Origin of the sequence: Gillisella vitis, assembly GCF_001541345.2 — a bacterium.
GTDB classification, from domain to species: domain Bacteria; phylum Pseudomonadota; class Alphaproteobacteria; order Rhizobiales; family Rhizobiaceae; genus Allorhizobium; species Allorhizobium vitis.
Map to the genome: position 1 here is coordinate 118837 of NZ_LMVL02000002.1, position 15896 is coordinate 134732.

A 15896-nucleotide genomic window follows, 5' to 3' on the forward strand; every position below is an offset into this window, starting at 1 on the left:
ACACCGTGCCGAAGGACCGGATATCCAGTCCCTTTTTCAAGCTTGTCGGTTCAGGAAAATCGGTGAGCGGTGTCCCTGACAAACAATCGATGGCCCGTTGCGCGCCTGCCCAAAGCTGGGCCTTTCATCTCTGATATAGGAAGGCCGCCGCGTGGGCAAAAGGGCATAAGGCGGGCCTTGCCGATCACGGTTTCGCCAACAGGCATCGAATGGCAATGTTACATCAAAAGCCTGCCCCTGCCAAAATACCTAGAACCGGTCCGAAACGCGAATACCGGCCGGACCAAGAATAACGGCGACCAGCACCGGCAGGAAAAACAGGATCATCGGCACGGTCAGCTTTGGGGGCAGGGCGGCGGCTTTCTTTTCTGCGGCGTTCATACGCTCGTCGCGGCCCTCCTGGGCCAGAACGCGCAGGGCCTGGCCGATCGGTGTTCCGTAGCGTTCCGCCTGGATCAAAGCCTGGCAGACGGATTTGACGATTTCCAGCTGGGTCCGGTTCCCAAGGTTTTCATAGGCCGTGCGGCGGTCCTGAAGGAAAGACAGTTCCGCTGTGGTCAGCACCATTTCCTCGGCCAGCGCCGGAGATTGAGACGCCATTTCATCGGCAACACGCCGCATCGCCGCTTCCATCGACATGCCGGATTCGACGCAGATCAGCATCAGGTCCAGTGCATCGGGCCAGGCCCGGCGGATCGAATGCTGCCGTTTGGTAATGCGGTTGGAAATATAGATATTGGGCAGGTAAAAGCCGACATAACCCGCCACAACCGCCGCCAGGAAACGCACGGCAAACGGCCTGGACTGCATGTTGTGCAATCCGAAGATCCAGGTGGTTGCCAGCGCCAAGAACAGGAAGGGCAGCAGGAACCGGGCCGTCAGAAACATGTTCAGGGCATTTTGGGAGCGCAAGCCAGCGGTTTTCAGCCGGTCCATGGTCTTGTCGTCCACCAGCGCCTTGCGCAGGTTGAAACGCTCGACGATTTTGCGCGCCGAACTGTTATCGGTATTGCGCAGGCTGCCGCGTCCGCCCTCGCTGTTCATCCTGGCCCGCTCACGAGCGCGGATCAGTTCGCGCTCGGAGGACACGGCCTTCATCCGCTTGTTGAGGTCGCCCCGCTCCAGCAGCGGTGAAATCAGGGTGTAAAGGGTGGCGAAAACCGCGATGGCTACCAATACGGCGATCAGCAGGGTCGGGTTGGTGAGTGTGGCGGCAAGATCGGCAGACATCGCATGTCCTCAAATGTCAAAATTGATCATATTGCGCATGACAAGAATACCGATGGACATCCACACCGCCGACACTCCCAGAATCATATGGCCACGCGGGTCGGTAAACAGCACCATGATATAGGCGGGCGAGGAGATGTAGACGAGAAAGGCGACGATGAAGGGCAGCGCGCCGATGATCACCGCGGATGCCTTGGCCTCCATGGACAGGGCGCTGACCTTGGCTTTCATCTTGCGCCGCTCGCGCAGCACTTTCGACAGATTGGCCAGTGCCTCGGAGAGATTACCGCCCGCCTGCGATTGGATGGCGATGACGATGGCAAAGAAGCTGACCTCTTGCAGAGGCATGGAATTGAACATGCGCGCACAGGCTTCCGGCACCGTTATGCCCAGTTGCTGGGCATCGACCACACGGCGAAACTCGGTTTTGACCGGTTCCTGCGCATCGACGGCGATCATTCGCAGAGAATCATTGAGTGGCAAGCCGGATTTGATCGACCGCACCATCACGTCCAGCGCATTGGGAAACTCGGTCAGGAATTTTTCCTGGCGTCGGCGGATCAGGAAATTGACGATCCAGCGCGGCAGGCCTGCACCAGCCGTAAAGGCGATACCCAAGGACGCAAACAGGGACATGCCGAGGACAAAGCACAGGCAGAAGAACACCAGGCCAAGGGTGGTGCTGGCAATGCTGAACTGGGTCAGGCTGACATCAAGGCCTGTCTGGCCGAGCCGCTGTTTCAGCGACTGGCTGGAGATTTTCTTGTTTTTCTCATTCTGTTTGCGTTCGATTTCCTTCAGCGTGTCCTGTACGGACTTGCGCCGCTTGGAAAGTTCCTGAACCCGGTCGCGCGCCACCTGTTTCTTGGCGGTATCGGCTTCGGCATTTTTCACACGGGCGAGGCGTGTGGCGGTTTTCTTGTCGGCCTGCACCCGTGAAAACAACAGGACATAAGCCAGCGACCCCGCCGCGAGGGCTGCAAGAAGCACAATGGCGAGGACATTGATGGTCATGGCTTAGACTACACCGGTTTTCTGTTCCATGGCGTCGAGCGCCGCCGCCAGGCGCCGTTCCTCATTGTAATAGCGGGCGCGTTCCCAGAAATGCGGCTTGCCAATGCCAGTGGACACATGGCGGCCAATGATCTTGCCGGTCAGGTCCTCGCCTTCCATTTCAAAGCGCATCAGGTCCTGGGTGATGATCACATCGCCTTCCATCCCCACCACTTCGGTAATCTGGGTGATGCGGCGTGTCCCGTCGCGCAGGCGGGCCGCCTGGATGATGATGTCGACCGAGCCGGAAATAATCTCGCGCACGGTCTTTGCTGGTAGGGAATAGCCGCCCATGGCAATCATCGATTCCATGCGGCTCAGGCATTCGCGTGGGGTGTTGGCGTGGATGGTGCCCATCGAGCCGTCATGGCCGGTATTCATCGCCTGCAACAGGTCGAAGACTTCCGATCCGCGCACCTCGCCGACGATGATTCGTTCCGGCCTCATGCGCAGGCAGTTCTTGACGAGATCGCGCATGGTGATTTCGCCTTCGCCCTCGATATTCGGCGGGCGGGTTTCCAGCCGGACGACATGCGGCTGCTGCAATTGCAATTCTGCGGTATCTTCGCAGGTAATCACCCGTTCGTCGGCGTCGATATAGCGGGTCAGGCAATTGAGCAGGGTGGTTTTACCCGAGCCGGTACCGCCGGAAATCACCACATTACAGCGTACCCGCCCGATGATTTGCAGGACTTGCGCGCCTTCCGGCGTAATTGCGCCGAATTTGACCAGCTGGTCGAGATTGAGCTTGTCCTTCTTGAATTTACGGATCGTCAGCGCCGGACCGTCGATGGACAGCGGCGGAGCGATCACGTTGACGCGTGAGCCATCCGGCAGGCGGGCGTCACAGATCGGGCTGCTCTCATCGACGCGGCGGCCAACCTGGCTGACGATGCGCTGGCAGATGGAGAGAAGCTGGGAATTGTCGCGAAACCGGATTTCGGATTCGATGGTCTTGCCGCCGACTTCGATAAAGGTCTGGCCGGCGCCATTGACCATGATGTCGGAAATATCGTCGCGGGCCAGCAAGGGTTCCAACGGGCCGTAGCCCAGCACGTCATTGCAGATGTCGTCGAGCAGTTCTTCCTGCTCGGAGATCGACATGGCGAAATTCTTGATGGAAATGATATCGTTGACGATATCGCGGATTTCCTCGCGCGCACTTTCCGCGTCCAGCTTGGCAAGCTGCGACAGGTCGATCGTGTCGATCAGTGCCGAAAAAACCTGGCTCTTGGTATCGTAATAATCCTCGGTCCGGTTCTGGCGACGACGCTGAGCGGGATCGGCGGGAGCGGCTGGCCTGGGTGGCTCGGCGCGGCCCGGTTCGATCCGTCCGGAGGCAGAAACGGACGCGGGCATGCCGGGCGATGACAGTGCCGAGACCGGCGGCGCCATGCCGGAACCGGACTTTACAGACCCTTCATTTCCACGTTTACCGAACATTGTTTCGTTCCAGTCGGGCGCTATGCAAAGACGCCCTCGGTTGCATGTTTACTTGCGTCCCAGCATGGCGAATATCGTGCTGAGACCCGCTTTTTTTGGCTTTTTGATACTGACCCGTCCGGTGATGAGATGGGCGAGTTGCGAGAACGTCTCCGCCGTCGGACTTTTCGCATCGATCTCGGCGATCATCCGGCCGGAATTGGCGGCATTGCCAAACAGCTGAATATCGAAAGGAATGATCGCGGCTGGCTGCATGTCCAGGGGTTCGAAGAAATCGCTGGGCGAAATTTCCGGTCGTTTCGGCATGCCAGCCTGATTGAGGATCAGATGCGGTGCCTTGTCGTTCGGTCGCAACCGCTTCAAGGCATCGAGCAGGTTCTTGACGTTGCGCAAATTGGCAAGATCCGGCACGCAGGTCAGGACGATCTCGTCCACTTCCGACAGCAGCGCCAGCGTCCATTCGTTCCAGCTATGCGGCAGGTCCAGCACCGCAACCGGAGCGCTGCGTTGCAGGGTTTCCAACAGCGGCAGAAAGGCGCCGCGCTCAAAATCATAGGCCCGGTCCAGCAGGGAGGGGGCGGCCAGCAGGGACAGGTTTTGCGAACACGAGGTCAGCAGCCGGTCGAGAAACACTTCGTCCAGGCGCTCCGGGGCAAAGACTGCTTCGGCTACGCCTTGAGCCGGGTCCTGGTCGAAGTCGATATTGGCTGTGCCATAGGGCAGGTCCAGATCGGCCAGGATGGTTTCGGAGGAAAACAGCGAGGCGATCATGAAGGCCGCATTATGGGCGATGGTGGAGGAGCCGACGCCGCCTTTTGCGCCTATGAAGGCGATGTTGCGCCCCAGCGGCTCGGCATCGGGGTCGATGAAGATCGATGACAAGGCCCCGATGACGTCGGCCATGCTGACCGGCGCGACGATATAATCGGAGACGCCATTGCGCATCAATTCGCGGTAAAGAGCGATGTCGTTATAACGTCCGACGACGATGACCCGGGTCGAGGGATCACAGACATCGGCCAGCGGCGCCAGCTCGGAGAGCAGGTTCTCGGGCTTCGCATCGGTTTCCAGAATGACCAGATTGGGGGTCGGCGCCCCGGCAAACATATTGACCGCTGCCGAAATGCCGCCGCTGGTCACCCGCATGCTGACCTTTGTCATGCGCCGGTCACGGGCGGCTTCTTCCATCACGGCCAGCACATTGTCCGAGATGCAGAATGCATGGACGGAAATGCGCGGCAAGGGCCGGAGTTGCTCAAGATTGCCGGTTCTCACCGGTTCCGCGGCCAGGCCGTCTTCGTTCGATCCGGCGATATCGTATTTGATGGTATTCATCAGCCTGCCCCGCGATCCTTGTCGATCAATCCGTGGATGTCGTGGTTGAGGTGTCCTTGCCGTCGCGATAATTGTCGATCACCGTCGAGCGCCGCTCGGCATCGATCGGCGTCATACCGCGCGGGGCGATCAGGTCCGTCGGGCTGGCAACCTGTGCAGCCAGATTGGCCTGGGAGGCGCAGCCGAAATTCTGCCAGTTCTTGTTCTGCGCTGTGTCGTTGGAGAGGTCCTCCGGCCATTGGCCACAGGGTCCGGCCACCGCCGTGGTTGCGACATAGCTCAACCGGATCGGCGCGGCATCGCCTGTTGCGCCGGCCCGGTAAGGCCGTTCAACGATTTTGGGGGCGGCAATACCCTTGGACACCAGCAGGCTGCGCACCTGGCGAGCGATGCTGGAGGCCGCCGTTGTATTGGGAGAGCCTTGCGGCACCAGGATCTGCACATAGCCGGTGGACGCATTGCGGTAATCCTGGGCAAAGCCCGTCACTGCATCGCTCATGCCGATCGTCAGGCGGCTTGAGCCCTGCGCGACCGGAAGATCCAGCGAATGCTCGACATCGGTGACGATGATCGGGTGGCGGGTCCGGTAATCGTCGGGAATCGAGCCGGTGGACATCTCGTCTTTCATACCGCCGCAACTGCTAAGCGGCAGGATGGCCATCAATCCGAGGAGCAGCATCGAAGCGCGGGTCAGGGACAGGGTAGGGTGAAGTGTCATCGCGTCCGCCCTCATTTGTAAATATAGCCGACTGTGCCGTGATAGGCGCCGTTTGCCGTGGTTTCCTTGCGGCCGTAGACCTTGTTGACACGGTTCAGGAAATACATGGCACCGTCTCCGGCAGGATTGAAATTGTCGTCAGGACGCGCCAGCGCATTGCGGGTGACGGGCCGGACCAGATAGGGCGTGGCGATGATCACCAGTTCGGTTTCGTTGCGCACGAAATCCTTGCTGCGAAACAGCGTGCCGAAGATCGGGATTTTCGAAATACCCGGCAGTCCAGACATGGCCTGACGGACATTGTCCTGAACCAGACCGGCAATCACAATCGATCCACCGGAGGGCAGCTCGACTGTGGTCGAGGCTTCGCGCTTGCGGATCGACAGATAGGTTGAACCGGGGATGGACGCATCCGAATTGCCCTCTACCACCGATCCTTCATAGGTCGGTTCGGAAACATTGGTTTCGATCGCCAGGCTGATTCGGCCGGGCGAGAGCACGACTGGCCGGAAGTTCAGCTGAATACCGTAATCGACAGTCGAGGTCGTGCGAGAGACGGTTTTCTGGCCGGTGGTGCTGTCGGTGCTGATTTCCTGACCGGCTGCCAGGCGATATTCGCCGCCGACATAGAATTTCGCCTGTTCGCCGGAAATGGCCGTCAGGCTGGGCTCAGCCAGGGTGCGCATCACGCCCGCCTGTTCCATGGCATTGACATAGGCGCTGATGCCAAAGCTGCCGAATGTCTTGGAAATTGTGGCGGTGCCGCCGACGTCGACGGAATTGCCAAGGTTGGACGGATTGGCGTAGCTGATGCCGCTGGTGCCATCGGTGGCGCTGGCGCTGACACCAAGCTGTTTCAGCACCTGGCGGCTGACCTCGGCAACGGTGACTTTCAACGTTACCTGATCTTCGCCTTCGATGGTCAGCATGTTGACGATCTGCGAGGTCTGGCGATCTTCCGCATAGATGGCCACCGCGCCGTCGCCGCTGCTGTTGCTGGTTGCGGTTTCCCCACGGGTGGTGGCTTCACCACCCTGCAGGAAGGCCTTGGCAAGGCTGACGGCGCGCGACGAATCCTGCGGGGTGCGCACCGTGCCGCTCAGCACGACGTTGTCAGAGATGATCTCGACCTTGATATTGGACTCAGGAATGAACCGGCTCAGGTTGGTTTGCAGACCCTCGATATCCCGTTCGATTTGCAGGTCGAGACTGACGATTTCACGGCCATCCGCCCCGAAAATGAAAATATTGGTCTGGCCGACCTTCTTGCCGAACAGATAAATCCGGCGCGAAGTCCGGGTAACGGCATCGGCCAGTTCCGGATCGGCCACCAGGATATCGTGCGCATCTTCAGGCAGATCGACGACGATGGCCTTGTTAAGGCCAAGCTTCAGGTCGCGCCGCACACCGGGGCCGGTTTGGGCGATGCGCACCAGGCTCTGGGCACCTGCGGCCTGCGCTGCGGACGGCCAGATAAAGGCCGCTATGGGCAGGTCTGCTATCGACAGGCCGAGTGAAAGGGTGGCGACGATCATGGTCCGCAACAGGCGGGAAGAGGAAGCGCGCATGGAAAATCGTCCGTTCATTGTTTTGCAGCTCCCGCGCTCTTGACGATCTGCCCGGATTTAATGACCTGTACCTGTGGACCGCCGCTGTCGCCGCTCAGCAGGTAGCTTGCGGAACTATTGTCCTGCTCCTGGGCATCCGCCACGGAGCGCAGCGCCAGTGACAGGCGCTCGGCCATCTGCTGGGCCACCGTCAGCACCTTGGTTTGCTCCGGTGTCAGTTCCAGTGTTGCGGTGGTGCCGATGACCGAACGGGTGCCGTCGTTCTTTTCCTCGATCTGCTGGTCGATGGCGAGAACGCGGACATTGGACAGCACGGTTTCGGTCAGATGATTGTCATTATCGCCCTTGCGGACCATGATCACGTCAACGCGGTCATTGGGCAGGATGAAACCGCCAGCACCGGTTGCCACGGAAATTTCCGTGGAGATTGCCCGCTTTCCGGCTGGAAGCAGCGCTGAAAGGGTGCGGCTGGAGGCGTCGGCGATCTTTTCGATCCGGATCGGCTCACCTTCGAAAATCGGCAGCCGCACGACAAGCCCGGCGAGGTCGCTCAAGGCCTGGGGACGGTTTTCTTCCGTTACAAAGCCGTCGACCAGGTCGGTCTTCGGCCAGTCCATCCAGCGCATGGCCTTATCGGTCAGGCGGGCGCCGACCGGCAGGCTGGCAGCGGCGATCAGCACCTTGGTGGTCGGCTCTTTTGTCACCACAGGCTCGGATTGCTGTACTACCACGCGCTTTTGCCCGCTCAACCCCATGGCCAGCAGACCGGCCAGACCGGCCGCGACCACGGCGACGAAGAGAATGAGAATGCGGGCGGGCTTCATGGTCTGTCCTTAAGTCGGCGGAAGCTTTCTTAAGGTCGAAAAGAACAGAAATTGGTGTAATTATAGTTAACAACCGCCTTACTGGCGTGGTTAACAAAATATTGCCGGATTTATTTCGGCGAAACTGTCGCCAAGGCCAATGTCACCACTGGGGCACTGAGAAAACTGCAAAAACCGCCAATGGCAATGGCAATGCCATAGGGAATTTTTTTCTCGACAATCAGCGAGCGCGGAAGACGTAGCCCAAGGGCCATCACCGTATTGGCCTGGCTGCGCAAAGCCAGGATCATCAGGGTCAGCACGCCGCCGAATACCGCGACTTCAATCAGAAATTCCACCAGGCTGATATTAAAGCCATACCAAACCGCAGCAGCCGTCAAAAGCTTGGCGTCGCCGCCGCCCATGACATTGACGGCAAACAGCGTGAAGCAACCGAAAAACACGATCAGGCCCGCTGCGAGATGCAGGCCGGTCAAACCTAGAGGTAGGCCAAGAACGAAAGCAAGGGCGCCAAAGCCGATAAGCAGTACGAGGGGGATGGCATTGGGGATCTTCATCTCGAACAAATCGGTAAAGGCCGCCATTGCCAGACAAAGGGGAAAGATCAGTGACAGCGTAACAGCCAGCATGGCGGATGAAACCTTTGACGACGTGATTTTGATGAATCGACCATGCAGTAAAGCCATTACCGAATCATTCTCTGGACTGAAAATACTGCTCGCTCAGAATATTTGGGGTGGGAATATTTAGGGCAGGCTCTCCTGTGAGATCAACGAGAAAAGCCGCCCTTGCGAGGCGGCTCTTGTAGCCTTGAGGCCGCTCACTGCAGCTTAGTTTGAAGCCGACACACCCTTATTCATCTGAGTCGTCAGATTGTTAAACGTGTTGCCGATGCTGTTGCCGAGCGTCGTTGCACCAGCGACGAGGGCCACGGAAATCAAAGCGGCAATCAGACCGTATTCAATGGCGGTCGCGCCGGATTCATCCTTCATAAAACGTGCGAAAATCTTGGTCATGTTCTTCTCCTGCTCCATAAGGGTTTCTCTGGTCCGCCAACTGTTTTTTGTTGTCCGGTTGAGCTGAAATTACAGGTCGCCGCATTGCTATCGCCTTAAGAAAACAAGTTAATTATCCCTGAACGGCAGCTTGATTTGAGTGTGGTAAATGAAGCCGAAAGATAGTCGGAAAAATTGTATTCACTCCGGGAAAAGGCCAGCATTCAAGCATGTGTACATGCAAAATTATGCAAGTATGTGTCAGTTATGGCCGCGGACATGCCAATGTTTATCGGGAGATGAACCGTATTGTGTTCTGAGAGGAGACGGTGGTTTCATGGTTCATTTACCATTTTACCTCAATCTATGGTCCTTATCTGCACGAGAGAATGTTTTCCATGACGCTGCCGATGTCGTTTCGCTGCTGTTTTGCGCTGTTGCTTGCCACAATGGCGCTCGTTTCCGGTACCGCTCGTGCTGAAGACCCACTTTTGCGCGTGGTCATGAACCAGGCCCGCATTCTTAAACTCGACCGGCCAGTCAGCAAGGTCATCATCGGCAATGAGAAAGTCGCCGATGCCACCGTGGCCGACCCGAAAACCATCGTGTTGACAGGGCGCAGCTTCGGAACGACGAATTTGGTTCTGCTCGACAGTCAGGGCAATGCCATTTTCGACCAGCGTATTCTTGTCTCTATTGATGAAGCCAATACAGTCCGGCTGTACAAACAGACGCAGCGCACGGTTCTGTCCTGCACGCCAAGCTGTGAGCAGCATTCGCAGGCTGGAAATTCCACTGGAGACACGTCCTCCAGCACAAGTACGTCAATGGTTACCGCACAATAGCGGGAAGCGCGAAGATACTGAACGGATACGGCGGCTTTATCGGCTATATCGTTCCTGAATGAGCGCCTGCATAAGAAGTCATGCAGTAACAATATGAATTTATTCAAAATACCTAAAATTAAGTTTTAAGTCGTTTCCGTATTATCCTGTTCAAACTGAAGGAATTCGGCAACGAAAATTAAATAGATCCAGACCTAGCTTGCTATCAGGCACAACAACCGGCATTCAGACGATGGTCTTACCAGATGGCACCCGTGACAAACGCAACGGACGATGGCGCAGATGGGCATTAGCGGCCAGGCGTTTACGTCGCTCCCGTGACGGATCGGCGGCCATCGAATTCGCCATTCTGGCCATTCCTTACTTTCTGATTATTTTTGCCATCCTGGAAACATTCGTGGCTTTCATTGCCGAACAGACCGTCAATTCAGCGGTCGATACGCTCGGCAGGCAATTGCGCACCGGCAATATCACCTATAACCAGACCCGCAGCACCGATAAGACGGCCACGGAATTCCGCCAGCTATTCTGCAACGAGATTTCCTTTCTTCTCACCTGCGACGCGGATGAAGTCGCAACGCCCAACCGGCTCTGGCTCGATGTGCGTACCTTCTCGGCCTTTTCCTCCATGCCCACCACCATCGCCACGACGGCGGGTAGTCTCGATACGTCCAGTTTTGCCTTCACGCCGGGTGGAGCAAGTTCGATCAATATGCTGCGCGCCTTTTATTACTGGCCGGTGACCACGGATCTTGTCCGTCCCTATATCGCCACGATCCATCGCCCCGGCGTTTCCAGCAACTCAGATTATCTCATCGTGTCGACAATGGCGTTTCAGAACGAGAATTATCCATGAGATCGATATCGGTATTGATGCTCCGTCTGTGCAGACCATTCCGGCGATTGGCCCTGGATCGATCCGGGGTGGGCGCGGTGGAATTTGCCCTGATCGTACCCCTGCTGCTGGTTCTGTATCTGGGCGCGTTCGAACTCACCATGGCGCTCAGCGTTTCCCAGCGCGCCACCACCAGCGCCGGGGCCATTGCCGATATCGTGGCGCGCCAGCAGACAACGGTCAACAAGACCTTTCTGGCGACCATGCCGGATGTGCTGAAAGCCATGTTCGCCCCGACAGCGACAACGGGCTATGCACTGAAGATCACCGGCATCAAGGTGGACAGCAATGTCAAGGCGACGATTGCCTGGTCCTGGGCGCAGGATGGATCCAAACCCTATGCAACAGGCGCAACGGTCACGCTTCCATCAGGCATGGCCGCCGCCAACGCCTTTTTCGTTCACGCGGAACTGACTGTGCCGCACGAGCTTGTCACCTATTTGCCGGGATTTTCGGGGTCGAGCGTCAACACCATTACCATCGCCAGGGATTATTACTTCCGTCAGCGGGAAAACGGTGAGATTGCCTGTTCGGACTGCTGATCCGCATGTGGATTTGCCATTGGCGGCCTAAATGTCTATTCAATCCGTCCGATTGATATTCAACTGCCTGATGCTGCCTGGTTTCATTTTAATCCCGAAGTGATTCAAGGTGAAATACAAGGCACGACCGGGCGTGACGGGTGAAGCATGGCGCGGGCCTTTCTGTTTGTTCTCGATTCCTTCGGCGTCGGCGGCGCGCCTGATGCGTCAACCTATGGCGATGAGGGGGCCGATACGCTGGGGCATATCGCAGAATTCTGCGCCGCCGGTGCCGGAGACCGCGATGGCCTGCGAACCGGGCCGCTGATGTTGCCGAACCTGTCGGCGCTGGGCTTGTTGCAGATTGCCAGTTTGGCCAGTGGCAATGTGCCTGCGGGCATGGCCCTGCCAGAGCGGGTCTTTGGTCTCCACGGCGCGGCCAATGAGATTTCCCGTGGCAAGGATACACCGTCCGGTCATTGGGAAATCGCCGGCACACCCGTGATGTTTGACTGGGGTTATTTCCCACAAGAAGGCGATGCCTTTCCAGCCGATCTCGTCGCCGAGATCTGTAAACGCGCCAATCTTCCCGGAATTCTCGGCAATTGTCATGCCTCTGGCACGGATATTCTGGGCCGATTGGGCGAGGAGCATTGTCGCACCGGACAACCAATCTGCTACACATCCTCTGATAGTGTCTTCCAGATTGCCGCCCATGAGCATGTGTTCGGGCTGGAGCGTTTGCTGCGGCTCTGCGAAATTGTTCGGGAATTGCTAAGCCCCTACAAGATAGGCCGGGTGATCGCCCGCCCCTTTATCGGCAACAGTGCTTCGAATTTCCAGCGCACCGGCAATCGGAGGGATTATTCGGTCCTGCCCCCGGAGCCGACGCTGCTCGATCGGTTGAGCGAAGCGGGCCGCACGGTGCACGCCATTGGCAAGATCGGCGATATCTTCGCCCATCAGGGAACTGGACGCGAAATCAAGGCGAATGGCAATGCCGCGCTGATGGAGACGACGCTGGCGGTGATGGAAGAGGCCGCCGAGGGTGATCTGGTTTTCACCAATTTCGTCGACTTCGATATGCTGTACGGCCATCGCCGCGATGTGCCGGGCTATGCCGCGGCGCTGGAAGCCTTTGATCTCTGGCTGCCGGATGTCTACCGCAAGCTTATCCCCGGCGACATGGTGATCCTGACCGCCGATCATGGCTGCGATCCGACCTGGCGCGGCACCGACCATACGCGTGAGCGGGTGCCGATCATGGCGTTCGGTCCCGGTATCCGGGCGCGTTCTATCGGCATTCGCGACACCTATGCCGATATCGGTGAGACAATTGCGGCCCATCTCGGCATTGCTCCCGGTCGTCATGGCAGGAGTTTCCTATGACTGCATCGCTGTTGAAGGCCGAACTGCATTGCCATGTTGAAGGTGCAGCACCTCCGGCTCTGGTCGCGGCCCAAGCTGAGAAATATGGCATTGACGCCAGCAGCTTCATCCGCAATGGCGCTTATGTCTGGGAGGATTTCACCAGTTTCATAGCCGCCTATGATTTCGTCGCCTCGGTGTTTCGCAGCGAGGAGGATTTTGCCGCCCTGGCCGAGGCCTACCTGAGCGAACTCGCGGGCGTCAATACGATCTATAGCGAGCTATTCGTTTCGCCTGACCATGGCGAGGCGGTGGGATTGTCTGCCGAAGCCTATATTGAAGGGCTGGCAGAGGGTATTGTCGCTGCCCGGGCCAAAACCGGTATTGAATGCCGGATGGTGATTATCGGTGAACGGCATCTGGGGCCGGAAAACGTCTTGCGCCGGGCGAAATGGCTGGCCGATTACCAGCATCCGCTGATCACGGGTTTCAACATGGCGGGTGAGGAGCGGATGAACCGGGTGGCGGATTACGCGCCTGCTTTCGACATCGCCCGCGAGGCAGGCTATGGCATTACCATCCATGCGGGCGAGCTCTGTGCAGCTTTCAGCGTTCGGGATGCGCTGGATCTGGTGCGCCCAAGCCGGATTGGCCATGGCGTGCGCGCGATTGAGGATGCCGATCTGGTGCAGCGGCTTGCGGACGAAGGTGTGGTCCTGGAGGTCTGTCCGGCTTCCAATATCGCGCTCAAGGTGTTTGAGGATTATGGCAGTCATCCGATGCGGGCTCTGGCCGATGCCGGGGTGCGAATGTGTATTAACTCCGATGATCCGCCATTTTTTCAGACATCACTGGCACGAGATTATGCCATCGTCGCGGAGATGGGCTTTTCGAACGCGGAGATCAACGCCATGACGCGGACGGCCATCGAAGCGGCTTTCGTGGATGAGACGACCCGCCAAAACCTGTTGCAGCGGCTGCAAGCGGCTGGTTCTGGGGATGAGGCAGCGATTTAACGGCTGCAAGCCTTGCTCATCCCACCGATTCGTTGGAAGAAACATCACAGTCAGGAATAGAGCGGAAGAGACAAGAGGTTTCCCATGGACGGCGTCACAGTCATCAATCATCCCCTGGTGCAGCATAAGCTGACCTTCATGCGCCGCAAGGAAACCTCGACGGCGGGCTTTCGCCGTCTGCTGCGGGAAATCTCGACGCTGCTCTGCTATGAAGTGACCCGCGATCTGGAACTGACCGTGGAAACCATCGAAACGCCGATGGTGGAAATGGAAGCACCGGTGCTGGAAGGCAAGAAGCTGGTCTTCGCCTCCATCCTGCGCGCCGGAAACGGCCTGCTGGAAGGCATGCTGGATCTGGTCCCCTCCGCCCGTGTCTCGCATGTCGGGGTCTACCGCGATCACGAGACCTTGCAGCCGGTCGAATATTACTTCAAGGCACCGGAAAACCTGTCGGAGCGGCTGGTGATTGTCGTTGATCCGATGCTGGCCACCGGCAATTCTTCGATTGCCGCCGTCGATAAGCTGAAGGAGCGGGGCGCCAAGAACCTGCGTTTCGTCTGCCTGTTGGCAGCTCCTGAGGGCCTGAAACATTTCCGCGAAGCCCATCCAGACGTGCCGATCTTTACGGCGTCGATCGACAGCCATTTGAACGAGCAGGGCTATATCGTGCCAGGTCTCGGCGATGCTGGCGACCGGATGTACGGCACGAAGTAAAGCTTTCTTAACGACGAACGGCTTCGACCCCGGTGCTTCCTGCGCCGGGGTTTGCTTTTGAGCGGTAATGTTAACCGAAGTGAAATCCTGCCCACCGTTTCTATCTTCGATAGATCTGGAGAGAGATGTGATGTTCATGCGGGTTGTGGTTTTTGCCGGTCTGACAGTCCTCGTCGCCACGCAATTGCCTGCCTATTTGCAGGACAGGACGGACACCGTACCGGAAAAGCCATCCCAGGCGGCAAGTCTTGAGGCAACCCGTCTCGCGGTCGCGCCGCAGTCGGTCGCCGGTTCAGGTCAGGCGATCCTGAAAGCCGATGGCCGGGGCCATTTCATCGCGCCTTTCCGCATCAACGGTAAGACCGTTGATGCGATGATCGATACCGGCGCAAGCACGGTTGCCATTAACGAGACCACCGCCCGCAGGCTTGGCTTCGGCGGCAACGATCTGAACTTCAAATATAAGGTCAATACCGCCAATGGCGACACTTTGGCTGCGGTGGTGATGTTGGACCGGGTGGAGGTTGGCGGGGTGCGCGTCACGAAGGTTCAAGCCCTGGTGCTAAAGGACAAGGCCCTGTCCGGCACGCTGATCGGTATGACATTCCTGAAACAACTCGGCAGCTACAAAGTTGAAGATGGCCAGTTGAAGCTCAGTCAAAAATAAGGGCTCCTCTAGGAGGAGCCCTGACATCATTCATTAAAACTGTTGAACCTGCGCTCAATGCGCGCCGGACATGTCGCCCAGCACGTCCTTGGAGGCCACGGTGGAATCGGCGTTCAGCTTGTAGACCATCGGCACGCCGGTGGCGAGATTGACGCTGAGGATCTGCTCTTTGGTCAGCTTGTCCAGCACCATCACCAGCGAACGCAGCGAATTGCCATGGGCCGCCACCAGCACCTTTTCGCCCCGCAGCACGCGCGGCAGGATTTCGGTGAGGTAATAGGGCCAGACGCGGGCGCCGGTATCGCGCAGGCTTTCGCCGCCCGGTGGCGGAATGTCGTAGGAGCGGCGCCAGATATGCACCTGTTCCTCGCCCCATTTGGCGCGCGCGTCATCCTTGTTGAGGCCGGAAAGATCGCCGTAATCACGCTCGTTCAGGGCCTGATCGCGGATGGTTTCAAGGCCGGACTGACCAAGATTGTCGAGAATGATACCGCAGGTTTTCTGGGCGCGGGAAAGATCGGATGTAAAGGCGATATCGAACTGAATGCCGTAATCCTTTAGCGCCTTGCCGCCAGCATTGGCTTCCTGCACGCCAAGGTCGGTCAGGTCGGGATCACGCCAACCGGTGAACAGGTTCTTCAAATTCCAATCGCTCTGGCCATGGCGCACGAGCACGAGGGTACCGGTCATCGACAAAATCCTCT

The 15896-nt window shown here is 58.0% G+C and carries 17 protein-coding genes; 7 read left to right on the forward strand and 10 right to left on the reverse strand.

The genetic code is table 11. The features are described from left to right. Positions 1-249: 249 nt before the first annotated feature. From ASB66_RS05360 to ASB66_RS05400, 9 genes are all read right to left on the reverse strand, one after another. On the reverse strand, positions 250-1230 hold the full coding sequence (locus tag ASB66_RS05360; protein ID WP_060719377.1) for a type II secretion system F family protein: 981 nt from the start codon (positions 1228-1230) through the stop codon (positions 250-252). Positions 1231-1239: 9 nt separating this feature from the next. Further along, positions 1240-2244, reverse strand: coding sequence for a type II secretion system F family protein (locus tag ASB66_RS05365; protein ID WP_060719376.1), 1005 nt, complete (start codon positions 2242-2244; stop codon positions 1240-1242). A 3-nt stretch (positions 2245-2247) separates the two neighbouring features. After that, complete coding sequence (locus ASB66_RS05370; protein ID WP_060719375.1) at positions 2248-3726, reverse strand: TadA family conjugal transfer-associated ATPase; 1479 nt, start codon at positions 3724-3726, stop codon at positions 2248-2250. 48 nt (positions 3727-3774) lie between these two features. Further along, complete coding sequence (locus ASB66_RS05375) at positions 3775-5061, reverse strand: CpaE/TadZ family protein (protein WP_060719374.1); 1287 nt, start codon at positions 5059-5061, stop codon at positions 3775-3777. Positions 5062-5086: 25 nt separating this feature from the next. Next, a complete protein-coding gene (locus ASB66_RS05380; RefSeq protein ID WP_171431001.1) occupies positions 5087-5779 on the reverse strand; it encodes a CpaD family pilus assembly protein in 693 nt (230 codons plus the stop codon). 11 nt (positions 5780-5790) lie between these two features. Further along, complete coding sequence (locus ASB66_RS05385; RefSeq protein WP_060719372.1) at positions 5791-7365, reverse strand: type II and III secretion system protein family protein; 1575 nt, start codon at positions 7363-7365, stop codon at positions 5791-5793. Continuing rightward, the gene (cpaB, locus tag ASB66_RS05390; RefSeq protein ID WP_060719371.1) at positions 7362-8171 is read right to left on the reverse strand and encodes a Flp pilus assembly protein CpaB; all 810 of its coding nucleotides are present in this window, start codon (positions 8169-8171) and stop codon (positions 7362-7364) included. Before cpaB ends, ASB66_RS05385 begins: the two co-directional genes overlap by 4 nt. 110 nt (positions 8172-8281) lie before the next feature. Further along, positions 8282-8800: an A24 family peptidase gene (locus ASB66_RS05395; RefSeq protein WP_060719370.1), complete on the reverse strand. Its 519-nt coding sequence runs from the start codon at positions 8798-8800 to the stop codon at positions 8282-8284. Between the two features lie 201 nt (positions 8801-9001). Beyond that, the gene (locus ASB66_RS05400; RefSeq protein WP_060719484.1) at positions 9002-9187 is read right to left on the reverse strand and encodes a Flp family type IVb pilin; all 186 of its coding nucleotides are present in this window, start codon (positions 9185-9187) and stop codon (positions 9002-9004) included. A 377-nt stretch (positions 9188-9564) separates the two neighbouring features. On the opposite strand from ASB66_RS05400, the gene ASB66_RS05405 reads away from it, so the two are divergent. From ASB66_RS05405 to ASB66_RS05435, 7 genes are all read left to right on the forward strand, one after another. After that, on the forward strand, positions 9565-10011 hold the full coding sequence (locus ASB66_RS05405) for a pilus assembly protein N-terminal domain-containing protein (RefSeq protein ID WP_411910096.1): 447 nt from the start codon (positions 9565-9567) through the stop codon (positions 10009-10011). A gap of 232 nt (positions 10012-10243) precedes the next feature. Then, positions 10244-10867, forward strand: a complete 624-nt coding sequence (locus tag ASB66_RS05410) for a TadE/TadG family type IV pilus assembly protein (protein ID WP_060719369.1) — start codon at positions 10244-10246, stop codon at positions 10865-10867. Continuing rightward, positions 10864-11448: a TadE/TadG family type IV pilus assembly protein gene (locus ASB66_RS05415; protein WP_070147521.1), complete on the forward strand. Its 585-nt coding sequence runs from the start codon at positions 10864-10866 to the stop codon at positions 11446-11448. Before ASB66_RS05410 ends, ASB66_RS05415 begins: the two co-directional genes overlap by 4 nt. Before the next feature lie 147 nt (positions 11449-11595). Further along, the gene (locus ASB66_RS05420) at positions 11596-12816 is read left to right on the forward strand and encodes a phosphopentomutase (protein WP_060719367.1); all 1221 of its coding nucleotides are present in this window, start codon (positions 11596-11598) and stop codon (positions 12814-12816) included. After that, the gene (locus ASB66_RS05425) at positions 12813-13811 is read left to right on the forward strand and encodes an adenosine deaminase (protein WP_060719366.1); all 999 of its coding nucleotides are present in this window, start codon (positions 12813-12815) and stop codon (positions 13809-13811) included. Before ASB66_RS05420 ends, ASB66_RS05425 begins: the two co-directional genes overlap by 4 nt. A gap of 84 nt (positions 13812-13895) precedes the next feature. After that, the gene (upp, locus tag ASB66_RS05430) at positions 13896-14525 is read left to right on the forward strand and encodes a uracil phosphoribosyltransferase (RefSeq protein WP_060719365.1); all 630 of its coding nucleotides are present in this window, start codon (positions 13896-13898) and stop codon (positions 14523-14525) included. 130 nt (positions 14526-14655) lie between these two features. Continuing rightward, positions 14656-15192, forward strand: a complete 537-nt coding sequence (locus tag ASB66_RS05435) for a TIGR02281 family clan AA aspartic protease (protein WP_060719364.1) — start codon at positions 14656-14658, stop codon at positions 15190-15192. Positions 15193-15246: 54 nt separating this feature from the next. On the opposite strand, the gene ASB66_RS05440 is transcribed toward ASB66_RS05435, so the two are convergent. Beyond that, positions 15247-15882, reverse strand: a complete 636-nt coding sequence (locus ASB66_RS05440; protein WP_012654678.1) for a 2,3-bisphosphoglycerate-dependent phosphoglycerate mutase — start codon at positions 15880-15882, stop codon at positions 15247-15249. Positions 15883-15896: the final 14 nt, after the last annotated feature.

Coding starts and splice junctions, on each gene's coding strand:
- ASB66_RS05360 (WP_060719377.1), bottom strand. CDS start 1,230: ATGTCTGCCGATCTTGCCGCCACACTCACCAACCCGACCCTGCTGATC.
- ASB66_RS05365 (WP_060719376.1), bottom strand. CDS start 2,244: ATGACCATCAATGTCCTCGCCATTGTGCTTCTTGCAGCCCTCGCGGCG.
- ASB66_RS05370 (WP_060719375.1), bottom strand. CDS start 3,726: ATGTTCGGTAAACGTGGAAATGAAGGGTCTGTAAAGTCCGGTTCCGGC.
- ASB66_RS05375 (WP_060719374.1), bottom strand. CDS start 5,061: ATGAATACCATCAAATACGATATCGCCGGATCGAACGAAGACGGCCTG.
- ASB66_RS05380 (WP_171431001.1), bottom strand. CDS start 5,779: ATGACACTTCACCCTACCCTGTCCCTGACCCGCGCTTCGATGCTGCTC.
- ASB66_RS05385 (WP_060719372.1), bottom strand. CDS start 7,365: ATGAACGGACGATTTTCCATGCGCGCTTCCTCTTCCCGCCTGTTGCGG.
- cpaB (WP_060719371.1), bottom strand. CDS start 8,171: ATGAAGCCCGCCCGCATTCTCATTCTCTTCGTCGCCGTGGTCGCGGCC.
- ASB66_RS05395 (WP_060719370.1), bottom strand. CDS start 8,800: ATGCTGGCTGTTACGCTGTCACTGATCTTTCCCCTTTGTCTGGCAATG.
- ASB66_RS05400 (WP_060719484.1), bottom strand. CDS start 9,187: ATGACCAAGATTTTCGCACGTTTTATGAAGGATGAATCCGGCGCGACC.
- ASB66_RS05405 (WP_411910096.1), top strand. CDS start 9,565: ATGACGCTGCCGATGTCGTTTCGCTGCTGTTTTGCGCTGTTGCTTGCC.
- ASB66_RS05410 (WP_060719369.1), top strand. CDS start 10,244: ATGGTCTTACCAGATGGCACCCGTGACAAACGCAACGGACGATGGCGC.
- ASB66_RS05415 (WP_070147521.1), top strand. CDS start 10,864: ATGAGATCGATATCGGTATTGATGCTCCGTCTGTGCAGACCATTCCGG.
- ASB66_RS05420 (WP_060719367.1), top strand. CDS start 11,596: ATGGCGCGGGCCTTTCTGTTTGTTCTCGATTCCTTCGGCGTCGGCGGC.
- ASB66_RS05425 (WP_060719366.1), top strand. CDS start 12,813: ATGACTGCATCGCTGTTGAAGGCCGAACTGCATTGCCATGTTGAAGGT.
- upp (WP_060719365.1), top strand. CDS start 13,896: ATGGACGGCGTCACAGTCATCAATCATCCCCTGGTGCAGCATAAGCTG.
- ASB66_RS05435 (WP_060719364.1), top strand. CDS start 14,656: ATGTTCATGCGGGTTGTGGTTTTTGCCGGTCTGACAGTCCTCGTCGCC.
- ASB66_RS05440 (WP_012654678.1), bottom strand. CDS start 15,882: ATGACCGGTACCCTCGTGCTCGTGCGCCATGGCCAGAGCGATTGGAAT.